Annotated in this window: 10 protein-coding genes and 1 tRNA gene; 6 read left to right on the forward strand and 5 right to left on the reverse strand. The window is 53.1% G+C overall.

The window, feature by feature from the left end; genetic code table 11:
• Nucleotides 1–46: 46 nt before the first annotated feature.
• Both nudB and ACMYUL_RS02040 read right to left on the reverse strand, forming a co-directional pair.
• Nucleotides 47–502, reverse strand: a complete 456-nt coding sequence (gene nudB, locus ACMYUL_RS02035; RefSeq protein ID WP_342031947.1) for a dihydroneopterin triphosphate diphosphatase — start codon at nt 500–502, stop codon at nt 47–49.
• Nucleotides 502–1,881 carry a mechanosensitive ion channel family protein gene (locus ACMYUL_RS02040; RefSeq protein ID WP_415771808.1) on the reverse strand — a complete coding sequence of 460 codons (1,380 nt, stop codon included), beginning with the start codon at nt 1,879–1,881 and terminating at the stop codon, nt 502–504. Before ACMYUL_RS02040 ends, nudB begins: the two co-directional genes overlap by 1 nt.
• A 245-nt stretch (nt 1,882–2,126) precedes the next feature.
• On the opposite strand from ACMYUL_RS02040, the gene ACMYUL_RS02045 reads away from it, so the two are divergent.
• Nucleotides 2,127–2,203, forward strand: a tRNA-Pro gene (locus ACMYUL_RS02045).
• Nucleotides 2,204–2,353: 150 nt separating this feature from the next.
• Here the strand turns inward: ACMYUL_RS02045 and ACMYUL_RS02050 are convergent.
• Together ACMYUL_RS02050 and ACMYUL_RS02055 are read right to left on the reverse strand one after the other, a co-directional pair.
• Nucleotides 2,354–3,037: a 2,3-diphosphoglycerate-dependent phosphoglycerate mutase gene (locus ACMYUL_RS02050; RefSeq protein ID WP_342031949.1), complete on the reverse strand. Its 684-nt coding sequence runs from the start codon at nt 3,035–3,037 to the stop codon at nt 2,354–2,356.
• Between the two features lie 230 nt (nt 3,038–3,267).
• Nucleotides 3,268–4,791, reverse strand: coding sequence for a fumarate hydratase (locus ACMYUL_RS02055; RefSeq protein WP_415771810.1), 1,524 nt, complete (start codon nt 4,789–4,791; stop codon nt 3,268–3,270).
• An 822-nt stretch (nt 4,792–5,613) separates the two neighbouring features.
• On the opposite strand from ACMYUL_RS02055, the gene ACMYUL_RS02060 reads away from it, so the two are divergent.
• From ACMYUL_RS02060 to ACMYUL_RS02080, 5 genes are all read left to right on the forward strand, one after another.
• A complete protein-coding gene (locus tag ACMYUL_RS02060) occupies nt 5,614–6,252 on the forward strand; it encodes a 2Fe-2S iron-sulfur cluster-binding protein (RefSeq protein ID WP_070512637.1) in 639 nt (212 codons plus the stop codon).
• Nucleotides 6,252–7,880 carry an FAD-binding protein gene (locus ACMYUL_RS02065; RefSeq protein WP_070512634.1) on the forward strand — a complete coding sequence of 543 codons (1,629 nt, stop codon included), beginning with the start codon at nt 6,252–6,254 and terminating at the stop codon, nt 7,878–7,880. Before ACMYUL_RS02060 ends, ACMYUL_RS02065 begins: the two co-directional genes overlap by 1 nt.
• Nucleotides 7,877–9,130 (forward strand): complex I 51 kDa subunit family protein, encoded by a 1,254-nt coding sequence (locus tag ACMYUL_RS02070; protein ID WP_415771813.1) that lies wholly within the window; start codon nt 7,877–7,879, stop codon nt 9,128–9,130. Before ACMYUL_RS02065 ends, ACMYUL_RS02070 begins: the two co-directional genes overlap by 4 nt.
• A gap of 441 nt (nt 9,131–9,571) precedes the next feature.
• Nucleotides 9,572–11,023 carry a DASS family sodium-coupled anion symporter gene (locus ACMYUL_RS02075; RefSeq protein WP_415771815.1) on the forward strand — a complete coding sequence of 484 codons (1,452 nt, stop codon included), beginning with the start codon at nt 9,572–9,574 and terminating at the stop codon, nt 11,021–11,023.
• Between the two features lie 93 nt (nt 11,024–11,116).
• The gene (locus ACMYUL_RS02080) at nt 11,117–12,082 is read left to right on the forward strand and encodes an IS30 family transposase (protein WP_415771817.1); all 966 of its coding nucleotides are present in this window, start codon (nt 11,117–11,119) and stop codon (nt 12,080–12,082) included.
• Here the strand turns inward: ACMYUL_RS02080 and ACMYUL_RS02085 are convergent.
• Complete coding sequence (locus ACMYUL_RS02085) at nt 12,063–12,653, reverse strand: DNA-3-methyladenine glycosylase I (RefSeq protein ID WP_415771819.1); 591 nt, start codon at nt 12,651–12,653, stop codon at nt 12,063–12,065. The genes ACMYUL_RS02080 and ACMYUL_RS02085 overlap by 20 nt on opposite strands.
• Nucleotides 12,654–12,703 lie beyond the last annotated feature (50 nt).

Below are 12,703 nucleotides of genomic sequence, written 5' to 3' on the forward strand. Positions count from 1 at the left end.
ATTATCCTTTAACCCCGTTTGCCTGCTCTCTATGCGCCGTCATCCTTCAAACGCTCAAACCCAACCTTTTCCCCAATTCCAAAATTGCCCTTTTGTTCGACGGGGAAAACACTTTTTCCGCCGCTTCTTCTATGCCGAACCATCCGTAAGCGACGTGTTCGTCGGGTTGCAACACAATCGCCGTATCGCGCGGGATTTCGGCGGAAAAGATGTGTTCGCGGTTTTCAAACACGCCTTTGGGATAGCGGTGCCGCCAATGATGGTAGATTTCGTAAACCGTGCTGTCGTGCCAGTTGCAGAGCTGTCCGTCCGCAAGGCGGATGCCGGTTTCCTCCCAGACTTCGCGTTTGGCGGTTTCCTCTATGGTTTCGTCCGGCTCGATGCTGCCGGTTACCGACTGCCAAAAACCTGGCGGCGAAGTGCGTTCGATTAGAAGGATATTGCCGTCGGCATCATGCAAAACCACCAGCGCGGACACGGGATACTTCAAGGGCTTTGCCATCAATCGTCTCCGGCAGCGTCCATCGCGGGATCAGATTTGGTATCGCTGCGCGCCTGCATTCCCGCCTTAATCATGGCAATATTGCTCGGCGACTGTTCTTCGTTCAGGATGCGGACTTCGCGTTGCGGATAAGAGAATTCGATGTCGTGTTCGTTAAACTGCCGCCAAATATCCAGAAAAATCGCCGATTGCAGCGCGGCAAAACCGTTTTCCGGGTCTTTCACCCAATAAGTCGCGCGCAAATCGATACCGTTGTCGCCGAAATTGGTCACCACCGCCAAAGGCGCGGGATGTTTGGAAACACGCGGCTGTGCGGCGGCTGCACTTTTAATGATGTCCAGCGCCTTAATCAAGTCGGAATGATAGGCAACCTGTATATTGAACGCCTGCTGCAATTCGCGGCTGGTATAAGATTCGTTGACCACCATCGAGGTAACGAACGTCTCGTTCGGAATCAGCGCCTCCGTACCGTTGGCATTGCGCAGCACGACAAAACGCGAAGTAATTTTAGTGACATAGCCGGTAAAGTTATTGACCGTCAGACGGTCGTTCATACGGATGGAGCGGTCGCCCAAAATGATAAAGCCTGAAATGTAGTTGCTCGCCACTTTTTGCAGGCCGAAACCGATACCGACACCCAACGCACCGCCGAACACCGACAATACCGTCAAATCAATCCCCACCAGCGGCAGCGCAATCAAGACCGCCAAAACCATCATCACCGTTTTGATGATTTTGGACAAAATCATGGACAGATTATTGTCCAGGCTGCTTTTCTCCAAACGCTCGCCGATAAAACGCGCCAACCACGACGCGCCTATCATCAGAAGCCCGACCCACAAAATCCCGTTCAAAATCATCAACAGGCTCAGTTTGCCCGAACCGACCGAGAAGCTGATGCCGTCGAGCATCGCCAAAATCTTATCATCCAAGCCCGACAGCCAAAGCACGAAGCCTACCCACAAAACCATGGAGACCGATTTTTCCAGCCAGTCGGTCAGTTTGTTCTGCGGCAAAGCGGCATGAACAACCGCCACGCTGACCCGAATCAGAATCATCCAGCGCGCCGCCAAAATCAGCAGATGCAGCCATACCGGGCGAAACTCCGTCAGGTTGCAGACAAACAAAGCCGCCGCACCGAAAATCATCATCAGCACCGGCCACAAAATCCGCCTGCCTATATGCCGCAATAGCGCGAAGTTACCTTGTTCCGCAAAGAAATAACGGTTTTTTAGTCGGTTTGACAACCAAAATGCTACCGCCATCAGTATCAATACGCCGACCAGCTCAATCCAGCCCGAAACCTGTCCGAAATTGCGCTCTACCAAGCTAGACGTAAACGCCTGACGCGCAAACAATTCATGCAAAATATTGTCCATCAGCCCTGTTTTTTCATTAAAAATCAAAGCTGAGATTATATAGCAGCCATTAAATTCCGCCACATCCGTTTACCCCAAGGTCGTCTGAAAACATCGCGGCTTCCAATCAAGTATGAACCATTTCGCAGCCCTACCCTCCCTGACGCCAAACAAATTCAAAGCCGCTTCAAACAGATAGCCCAAACCGCCCTGCCTTACGCTTGCCAAAGCCGGACAAGAAAACTATAATCTGAAACTTATCGAGTCGGAGTGTGGCGCAGTCTGGTAGCGCACTTGCATGGGGTGCAAGGGGTCGAAGGTTCGAATCCTTTCACTCCGACCAAAAATTCAACAGCCCGGTCATTTTTGACCGGGCTGTTTTTTGCCTTTAGCTCCCTCAAACTTTATATTTCAAGCGTTTCTCACAATCAAAAGGTCGTCTGAAAACCCGAATCCGAGTTTTCAGACGACCTTTTGCCTTATCCGAAAAAGCTTACAGATAGAATTTTTCAACCACTTTCAAATTGTCGTCCAATTTGTACACCAGCGGCTGACCGGTCGGGATTTCCAAGCCCATAATGTCTTCGTCGGAAATGCCTTCGATGTGTTTTGCCAGTGCGCGCAGGGAGTTGCCGTGTGCGGCGACCAAGACGCGTTTGCCGCTCAGAAGCGCGGGGGCGATTTGGTCTTCCCAGAACGGCAATACGCGCTCCAAAGTAACTTTCAGGTTTTCTCCGTCGGGGATGACATCGGCGGGCAGGTTGGCATAGCGGCGGTCGTTGTGCGCGGAGAACGGGTCTTTCGGGTCGAGCAGCGGCGGCAGGGTGTCGTAGCTGCGGCGCCAGATGTGGACTTGCTCGTCGCCGTATTTTTCGGCGGTTTGTTTTTTGTCCAAACCTTGCAGTTGGCCGTAGTGGCGTTCGTTCAGCCTCCAGCTTTTGATTTGCGGCACAAACAGTTGGTCGGATTCTTCCAAAACGATGTTGCAGGTTTTAATCGCGCGGGTCAGGACGGAAGTGAAGGCGATGTCGAACTCGTAGCCTTTTTCCTTCAGTTTTTTACCAGCGGTGGCGGCCTCGGCAAGCCCCTGCTCGCTCAGTTTCACGTCGCGCCAGCCTGTAAACAGGTTTTTCGCGTTCCATTCGCTTTGTCCGTGGCGGATAAATACCAATTCCATGTCGTATGCTCCAATTTGAGGTAGGTAGAAGGGGCTATTTATAACATATTTCGGCTGCTTCTGCAGTCGGGGCGGGGCGATGCTTGTTCTTTATCAAGACTTGTCCGCCATATTGCTTTGCCGTTCATTCCTCTACCCTTGCAATCGTAATGTTTCCAAACAAATTAAAGGTCGTCTGAAAACCCTGTTTCAAGTTTTCAGACGACCTTTTTCAACCTGGCATCAAGTCATTAGGACTCGACGGGGATGATGCCGATTTTTGCCTGCCATTTGCGCGGGGCGGTGGCGTGGATGGACTCGCCCTTGCTGTCCACGGCGACGGTTACGGGCATGTCTTTGACTTCAAACTCGTAAACCGCTTCCATGCCCAATTCGGGGAACGCCAAGACTTTGGAAGATTTGATGGCTTTTGCCACGAGGTATGCCGCGCCGCCGACTGCCATGAGGTACACGGCTTTGTTGTTGGCGATGGCTTCGCAGGTGGCTGCGCCGCGCTCGGATTTGCCGATCATGCCCAAGAGGCCGGTTTGTTCGAGCATTTGGCGGGTGAATTTGTCCATGCGGGTGGCGGTGGTCGGACCTGCCGGGCCGACTACTTCGTCGCCGACCGGATCGACGGGGCCGACGTAGTAAATCAGGCGGTTGGTGAAATCGACAGGCAACTCTTCGCCTTTGTCGAGCATATCGACGAGGCGTTTGTGCGCGGCATCGCGGCCGGTGAGGATTTTGCCGTTCAACAGCAATACGTCGCCGGTTTTCCAGCTGGCGACTTCTTCTTTGGTCAGTTTGTCGACATCGATGCGTTTGCCGTTGTCGGGACTGTAAGTCAAATCGGGCCAATCTTCAACGCGCGGCGGGGTCAGTTCGACCGGACCGGAGCCGTCCAATTCGAATTCGACGTGGCGGGTGGCGGCGCAGTTCGGAATCATGGCAATCGGTTTGGAAGCGGCATGGGTCGGGTAATCGAGGATTTTGACGTCCAACACGGTGGTCAGTCCGCCTAAACCTTGTGCGCCAATGCCCAACGCGTTGACTTTTTCAAAGAGCTCGAGGCGCAGGGCTTCGGTGGTGGACAATTCTGCACCTGACGCGGCTTTTTCCTGCAATTCTTGAATGTCGATGTGGCTCATCAGGGATTCTTTTGCCATCAGCACGGCTTTTTCGGGCGTACCGCCGATACCGATGCCCAAAATGCCGGGAGGACACCAGCCCGCGCCCATGGTCGGGATGGTTTTCAGCACCCAATCGACGATGTTGTCGGAAGGATTGAGCATGGCGAGTTTGGATTTGTTTTCAGAGCCGCCGCCTTTTGCCGCGCAGGTTACTTCGACTTTGTCGCCCGGTACGATGCTCATGTGGATGACTGCGGGGGTGTTGTCTTTGGTGTTTTGGCGTTTGCCGGCCGGGTCGGCGAGGACGGACGCGCGCAGGGTGTTGCCTTCCCAAGTGTAGGCGCGGCGTACGCCTTCGTTAACCATTTCTTCCACGCTCATGTCTGCATCCCATTGGACGTTCATGCCGACTTTGAGAAAGACGGTTGCGATACCGGTATCTTGGCAGATGGGTCGGTTGTTTTCCGCACACATACGGCTGTTGACCAAAATCTGCGTCATCGCGTCTTTGGCGGCGGGATTTTCTTCCTTCTGCCACGCCTTATAGAGCGCGTCGATGTAGTCTTTCGGATGGTAATAGCTGATGAATTGGAAGGCATCGCAGATACTTTGGATAAAGTCTTCTTGCTTGATGACGGTCATGATTGTGTTCCTTTTCTCATGGTAGGGAGGGTTTGTTCACTTTTTATAGATGTCGTTTTCAGACGACCTTAATCGGTGTAATAGTGCTGTCAATCGCTATGGGCGACAATATAATTTTTATAATTAATTGATTCTTATAAAACTTAATAACCCATCATTCTACTCGGATGATGATAACGGATATTGTCGGCAATTTTCACTGATAGAAATAAAACTACAAGCAAAATGATAGTTCAAAGCGTAAGGGGTCGTCTGAAAACTTCGGTTTCACCGCCGCAATGAACCTTACTAATAACATGAATTTAAAAAGAAACAATTACTTTTCAGACGACCTATCCTTCTTTTTTCCACCATACACAAATGTAAAAGCCGTGTCATTCTACCCATGATGATTTTTGATAGAAGTCAAACTTAGTTATTTTTCTGAAATTTTATAACATCATTTTCATTTGCTTACACTTTGCAAATTTATCTAATAAATACATAGATATATACTTTCATATTAATTGCTTAATAATGATATTTACTCGTATCTCAAAACGGTCTTTAACTCTTATTCTTTTATCGTACGTCTATTTTATCTTACAAAATAACAAGATGGCGTAAAGGTCGTCTGAAAACTGCTGTTTTGTGTTCATAAACTGCCCCTATCCTACCTTCACAGCTCCGCCATCATCAAGAAATCCAAATTCTGATACACTGATAAAAGACATTCAGACATTGATTTATAAGATATTTCCCAAAAATATCCGCACTTCTAAAAAATTTGTAATAAAAATACACACATCCAATTTCCCCTATCTCATTCCACAGGACACTACCATGAGTGAAAACTTGTTAACCCTGACCATAGACGGCCACGAGGTCAAAGCCTCCGCCGACTCGTCAATCATTCAGGCCTATGCCCGTTCAGGCAGCGCGATTACTGCCAACGTCGGCTGTATGGGGCAAGGCGTGTGCGGTTCGTGCCGCTGCATGATCCGCAAGGAAGGCGAGCACGAGGTAACGACTGCATTGGCGTGTGAAACCAAAGTCGAAGAAGGGATGCAGGTCAGCTTCTTGGACTACTTCATTCCCGAGCATATCCAATATTACGACGTGAGCGAGGTCGGCGACGGCTGGAACTGGCTGGACGACACCGCCAAAGCCTTCCCCGAAGCGCAACACTGCCGTCATTGCGGCGGCTGCAACAGAGCCTGCCCCAAAGGTTTGGAAGTGGAAAACGGCGTAGCGCAAGTGGTATCGGGCGATTTCGGCGCGGCTGCGCTGACCTTTGATCAATGCGTGATGTGCAACCTCTGCACCCTTTCCTGCCCCGAACACATCCGTCCGAACCACTTAGGCTTGTTCGCCCGCCGTATGAAAGCGGCGCGCACGCTGCGTCCGGTGGATTTGATGCGCCGCCTGCAAGAAATCGACAGCGGCAAAATGAAAGTCAAATTTGAAGAGGAGGCAATGTGATGGCGAACGAAATCCAAGGCATAGACTACGAAACCGCCCTTGCCAACCTGCGCGCTTCCTCATTGGAACTGCGCGGCGACTTGCCGGAAAAAAACGAATTGTTGAGCCAGTTTCACCCCGACTATCAGGCAAATGCGCGCGTCAAACTGCCCATCGGTCCGAACACGGGCGATTACTGCCATCCTGATTTGGCGAAACTGCTGATCAGTCATCCCCTGATTGACGACTATGATTTGTCGGGCGCGGAACATTTGAACACTGACGTGCTGGTTATCGGCGGCGGCGGTGCGGGCGCGGCAGCGGCATTGTCTGCAACCGAAGCAGGCGCGCGCGTGATTATGGCGAACAAGCTGCGTATCGGCGACAGCAATACCGTGATGGCCGAAGGCGGCATTCAGGCGGCAGTCGGCGCGGAAGACAGCTTGCAGCAGCACTTTGACGACACCATCAAAGGCGGCCACAACGCAGGCAAAAAAGAATTGGTGGCGCAAATGGTTACCGACGCGCCGTCCGCCATCCGCTGGCTGATCGGCTTGGGCATGACTTTCGACCTTGCCAAAGGCGCGGACAGCAACGGCATGTTGAGCCGCAAACGTGCGGGCGGTACGACCGTGCCGCGCATTCTGAGCTACCGCGACTTCACAGGCCTCGAAATGATGCGCGTACTGCGCGAGGCGGTCGAACTCGACGAAAACATCACCCAGCTCAACCGCCACCCCGCCATCGAATTATTGTCGGACGAACACGGCCGCTGCGTCGGCGCGATTTTGTACGATTTGGAAAAACGCTCTTTGGTATTGGTTCACGCCAAAGCCGTGGTCTTGGCAACCGGCGGCAGCGGACGGCTGCATTTGCAGGGTTTCTCCACTTCCAACCACTACGGCGCAACCGCCGACGGTCTGGTGATGGCATACCGCATCGGCGCGAAACTGCGCGACATTGATTCCTTCCAATACCATCCGACCGGCGTCGCCCATCCGCCACACTTGGCGGGTGCGCTGATTTCCGAAGCCGTGCGTTCCGCAGGCACGAAACTGATCAACGGCTTGGGCGAGCGTTTCGTTGACGAATTGCAGCCGCGCGACGTCGTTGCCGCCGCCATTTTGCGAGAGTGCCGCGAAGGCCGCGGCGTGGTGCGCGACGGACAGGTCGGCGTGTTCCTCGACACCCCGCGCCTGATTGAAAACGATCCTGATGTGTTGAACCGTTTGGTTACGCTCGGCCACGTCGCCCACAAATGCGGCATCGACCCCGCCGTCGAACCCGTAATGATTCATCCGACCCTGCACTACCAAAACGGCGGCGTCGAAATCAACGGCGACGGCGCAACCTGCGTCGAAGGCCTCTATTGCGCCGGCGAAGTAACCGGCGGCATCCACGGCCGCAACCGCTTAATGGGCAACGCGCTTTTGGACATCATCAGCTTCGGCCGCCGCGCGGGTAAAGCCGCCGCCAATTGCGGCCTGCCGTTGAAGAAAGTGCGCGGCGGTGTCGGACACGTTCACGATCTGCAACGCGAAATGACCCGCGCCGGACTGACCAGCGACATCAAAGCCCCCGTTTTATATCCCGACTACGGCAAATTCGATTTGCGCGAACACGCCGGTTTGCAGGAGCAACAATCATGAACCAAGCCAATCAAAACTTACTGCACCCGTCCCGCCAAGTCGGCGCGGATTTGGCCGCGTGGCGCAAAGTCGGCGGCGGCGAAGGCCTGCTGGCGGCGCTTGCCGATCCTCAAAGCATCGTTTCCAAGCTGCAAGACGCCAACCTCTGCGGCATGGGCGGCGCAGGTTTCCCAACCTGGCGCAAATGGGAGGCGGCCGTTGCCGCACAAAGCAAACACGGCGACAAATACGTCGTCTGTAACGCCAACGAAGACGAACCGGGTACGTTTAAAGACCGCGTGTTGCTGGCGAAAACGCCGCACCAAGTCATCGAAGGCGTCCTGATTGCCGCCGTCGCCTGCCGCGCCAACAAAGCGATTATGTATGTCAACCCGCACCAGACCGAATCCGTCGCCGCCATCGTACCCGCCATCGAGCAGTGGAAAAAAAGCGATTTGTTCATCCGCATCGAAAACTATCTGGGCAAACCTTTAGACCTGAAATTAGTCGAAACTTCAGGCCGCTACATCGGCGGCGAAGAAACCGCCGTGATTTCATGGTTGGAAGGCGGTTTCCCGTTTCCGCGCCGCAAGCCGCCTTTCCCTGCCGAAAGCGGTGTCAACGGCGAACCGACCTTAATCAACAACACTGAAACCTTCGCCAACATCCCGCAAATCCTTGCCAAAGGCGCGGAATGGTACAAATCGCTGGGTTTGGGCGATGCCGCAGGCACGAAACTCTACTCGCTTTCCGGCGACGTATTGAATCCGGGTCTGTACGAACTGCCGATGGGCACGACCTTGCAATCGCTGATTTTCGATCACGGCGGCGGTATGCTCGAAGGGCGCACGTTTAAAGCCGTCTTCACCGGCGGCCCGTCAAACACGCTTCTGACCGCGAAAGATTTGGACGTGCCTTTGGACTTCGTGTCCGTGCGCGAACGCAAATCCAGCCTCGGTACGGGCGCAATGATTGTGATTTCCGAAGGCACCAGCGTGGTACGCAAAGTGGCTGAGTATGTGGAATTTTTTGCGTCCAACTCATGCGGACAATGCCCGCCGTGCAAAGGCGGCACTTTCCAACTCTCGCGCCTGCTCAACCGCGTGGATACCGGCATCGGCACTTCAGACGACCTCCGCGCCTTGCAAAGCCTGTGCCAACTGCTGCCCCGAAGCGGCCGCTGCGGCCTGATTGACGGCGCGGTTACCGTGTTGCAAAGCTCGCTGCGCACCTTCCCCGAAGAGTACGGCCTGCCTGCGGAGCAGGATTAATCCGATACAGGGTTTCAGACGACCTTTTCTATATAGGAGGTCGTCTGAAAAATACTTGTAGATTGGGACATGACACAACATTGTAAGTATTTGTTGGGTTTCACAACCGAACCTGCTAAATCTGAGGTTTTACCCTCTCCCTAGCCCTCTCCCACGGGGAGAGGGAATGATGGTGCTGAAAATTGACCATTATCGGACTTTCTGCAATCTGTCCCCTCTCCCCGTGGGAGAGGGTTAGGGAGAGGGCAAAACGCAATAACCTTAAGAAAACGTCGTCTGAAAAAGATGGCAACAAAAAAATACGCATTACCCAAACACTCAAAAGAAAAACATAAAAAACAACTGCTGCCAAATACGTTTCAGACGACCTGTTCCCACCAAAATCAGGCACACGTCGTCTGAAACCCAATTTCCCCAATACCTCAAACTAGGAGACTCAACATGGGCTTCAAGCCAATTCCTGCTGCGGTTGCGCTCGCGCTGACGCTGATTATCTGGTTCGCCATACCCGTGCCGCAGGGCGTATCGCCCGACGCATGGCACCTTTTGGCGTTGTTCGTCGGCATCATCGCCGGCATCATCGGCAAAGCCATGCCCATCGGCGCAATGGCGATTTTGGGCATTACCTTGGTCGCGCTGACCGGCGTGACCAACGAAAAAGCCGCCGACGCAACCAAAGACGCTCTGAGCAGCCTCAACAACTCGTTAATTTGGATGATCGGTATTGCCATCATCATCTCGCGCGGTTTGTTGAAAACCGGCTTGGGGATGCGTATCGGCTACCTGCTGATTTCCCTTTTCGGCAAACGCACGCTGGGCGTAGGTTACAGCTTGGCTTTGGCGGACTTGGTCATCGGTCCGGTAACGCCGAGCAACACTGCGCGCGGCGGTGCGATTGTGCATCCGATTATGCGTTCCATCGCCCTGAGTTTCGATTCCGACCCCGAAAAAGGTACTGAGGGCAAAATCGGTAAATACCTCGCGCTGGTCAACTATCACGCCAACATCATCACCTGCTGCATCTTCGTTACCGCAACCGCGCCCAACCCGCTGGTCGTCGAATTGGTCGCCAAAGCCACCGATTCGAAAATCCACCTCTCTTGGGGCACATGGTTCGCCGCCATGGTCGTACCCGGCCTGATCGCCATGTTCCTGATGCCGCTGGTGCTGTATTTCCTGTATCCGCCCGAAATCAAACAAACGCCTAACGCGACCGCCCTTGCCAAAGAAAAACTGAAAGAAATGGGCGCGATGAAGCGCGACGAAAAAATCATGCTCGGCATTTTCGTGATTCTGCTGCTTTTGTGGGCAGGTGTTCCCGAAATGCTGTTCGGCGTGAAAGTCGATGCCACCGCCACCACCTTCCTCGGCCTGAGCCTGTGCCTGCTCACCGGCGTACTGACTTGGGACGACGCGCTGAAAGAAAAAGGCGCGTGGGACACCATCGTCTGGTTTGCCGCCTTGGTCATGATGGCGAACTTCCTCAACAAATTGGGGCTGATTGCATGGCTGTCCGAATCCCTGCAGGGCGGCATTTCCCATCTCGGCTTGGGCTGGGAAGCCGGCTGTGCGCTGTTGGTACTCGCCTACCTCTACGCCCACTACGTTTTCGCCAGCGGCACGGCACACGTTACCGCCATGTTCGGCGCGTTCTACGGTGCAGGTCTGGCGTTGGACGCACCGCCGATGCTGTTCGCCCTGATTATGGCGTCCGCCACCGGCATCATGATGTCGCTGACCCACTACGCTTCAGGTTCATCCCCCGTCATCTACGGCTCGAACTATGTCAGCATGACCGAATGGTGGAAAGCCGGCTTCATCATGAGCGTGGTCGAAATCCTGATTTTCGGCACCATCGGCATTATCTGGTGGAAAGTGCTGGGCTACTGGTAAACCCTGACGGATTCGCATTTGAAGTGCAACTTTCCATAACAGAAAAAGGCCAGTATGCGGTAGCATACGGCCTTTCCTGCAAGAAAGATTGCCATGAGCTACACACAACTGACCCAAGACGAACGATACCATATCCAATACCTGTCCCGCCACTGCACCGTCACTGAAATCGCCAAACAGCTTAACCGTCACAAAAGCACCATCAGTCGCGAAATCAAGCGGCACCATACCCAAGGACAGCAATACAGCGCCGAAAAAGCCCAGCGGCAAAGCCGGACTATCAAACAGCGTAAGCGACAACCCTATAAGCTCGATTCGCAGCTCATTCAACACATCGACACCCTTATCCGCCGCAAACTCAGTCCCGAACAAGTATGCGCCTACCTGCGCAAACACCACGGGATCACACTCCATCACAGCACCGTTTACCGCTACCTCCGCCAAGACAAAAGCAACGGCGGCACTTTGTGGCAACACCTCAGAATATGCAGCAAACCCTACCGCAAACGCTACGGCAGCACATGGACCGGAGGCAAAGTGCCCAACCGCGTCGGCATAGAAAACCGACCCGCCATCGTCGACCAGAAAACCCGCATCGGCGATTGGGAGGCCGACACCATCGTCGGCAAAGATCAGAAAAGCGCATTATTGACCTTGGTCGAACGCGTTACCCGCTACACCATCATCTGCAAATTGGATAACTTAAAGGCCGAAGACACTGCCCTAGCGGCCATTAGGGTATTAAGGGCACATAAAGCCAGAGTGCACACCATTACCATGGATAACGGCAAAGAGTTCTACCAGCACACCAAAATAGCCAAAGCATTAGCAGCGAAAACCTATTTTTGCCGCCCTTACCATTCTTGGGAGAAAGGGCTGAATGAGAACACCAACGGACTCATCCGACAATATTTCCCCAAACAAACCGATTTCCGAAACATCAGCGATCGGGAGATACGCAGGGTTCAAGATGAGTTGAACCACCGGCCAAGAAAAACACTTGGCTACGAAACGCCAAGTGTTTTATTCTTGAAGCTGTTCAAACCACTGATACACTAGTGTTGCACTTGAAATCCGAATCCAAGGACTCTGTCCATTTCGGTCGGCATTCTAAAACTTCTTGATAAACCGGACAGCTTTCAATATGCGCGCCGGGCAGGTAGCCGGTACTCATTAAAAATTCGCCGACGATTTCGCCGCCGACAAATTTGAAATGTTTTTTAAAGAGCTTCACCCACTCGGCTTTATCGAGCGGATGGTTCGTATCGAGCCAGTGTTTGAACGAACCGTATTCCTGTTGCAACTTTTTGATTTGTCTAGCGTTGTAAATAGCGGCATTGATTTTCAGGCGGTTGCGGACAATACCTGCGTCGGCAAGCAGGCGTTCGATGTCGGCTTCGTCGAATGCGGCGACAGTGTCAATGTCGAAATCTTTAAATGCAGCCCGAAACGCCTGCTGCTTTTTCAGCATCAACGTCCAACTCAACCCCGCCTGATTGATTTCCAACACCAGCCGTCCGAACAATTCATTGTCGTCTGAAATCGGAAAACCGTATTGCGTATCGTGGTAATGTTTGTTCGGATTGTCGGTATCGTTTGGGAGAGCGGCAACAAATTCGCAGTAATTCATGTTTTATCAACCAAGCAAAACAAAGGTCGTCTGAAAACCTAAAACGGGGT

The organism is Neisseria sp. CP9, assembly GCF_047758525.1.
In the GTDB taxonomy this organism is placed as follows: domain Bacteria; phylum Pseudomonadota; class Gammaproteobacteria; order Burkholderiales; family Neisseriaceae; genus Neisseria.

What these genes read in the sequence shown, in the direction of transcription:
- nudB (WP_342031947.1), bottom strand. Translation starts at nt 502, where the DNA reads ATGGCAAAGCCCTTGAAGTATCCCGTGTCCGCGCTGGTGGTTTTGCAT.
- ACMYUL_RS02040 (WP_415771808.1), bottom strand. Translation starts at nt 1,881, where the DNA reads ATGGACAATATTTTGCATGAATTGTTTGCGCGTCAGGCGTTTACGTCT.
- ACMYUL_RS02050 (WP_342031949.1), bottom strand. Translation starts at nt 3,037, where the DNA reads ATGGAATTGGTATTTATCCGCCACGGACAAAGCGAATGGAACGCGAAA.
- ACMYUL_RS02055 (WP_415771810.1), bottom strand. Translation starts at nt 4,791, where the DNA reads ATGACCGTCATCAAGCAAGAAGACTTTATCCAAAGTATCTGCGATGCC.
- ACMYUL_RS02060 (WP_070512637.1), top strand. Translation starts at nt 5,614, where the DNA reads ATGAGTGAAAACTTGTTAACCCTGACCATAGACGGCCACGAGGTCAAA.
- ACMYUL_RS02065 (WP_070512634.1), top strand. Translation starts at nt 6,252, where the DNA reads ATGGCGAACGAAATCCAAGGCATAGACTACGAAACCGCCCTTGCCAAC.
- ACMYUL_RS02070 (WP_415771813.1), top strand. Translation starts at nt 7,877, where the DNA reads ATGAACCAAGCCAATCAAAACTTACTGCACCCGTCCCGCCAAGTCGGC.
- ACMYUL_RS02075 (WP_415771815.1), top strand. Translation starts at nt 9,572, where the DNA reads ATGGGCTTCAAGCCAATTCCTGCTGCGGTTGCGCTCGCGCTGACGCTG.
- ACMYUL_RS02080 (WP_415771817.1), top strand. Translation starts at nt 11,117, where the DNA reads ATGAGCTACACACAACTGACCCAAGACGAACGATACCATATCCAATAC.
- ACMYUL_RS02085 (WP_415771819.1), bottom strand. Translation starts at nt 12,653, where the DNA reads ATGAATTACTGCGAATTTGTTGCCGCTCTCCCAAACGATACCGACAAT.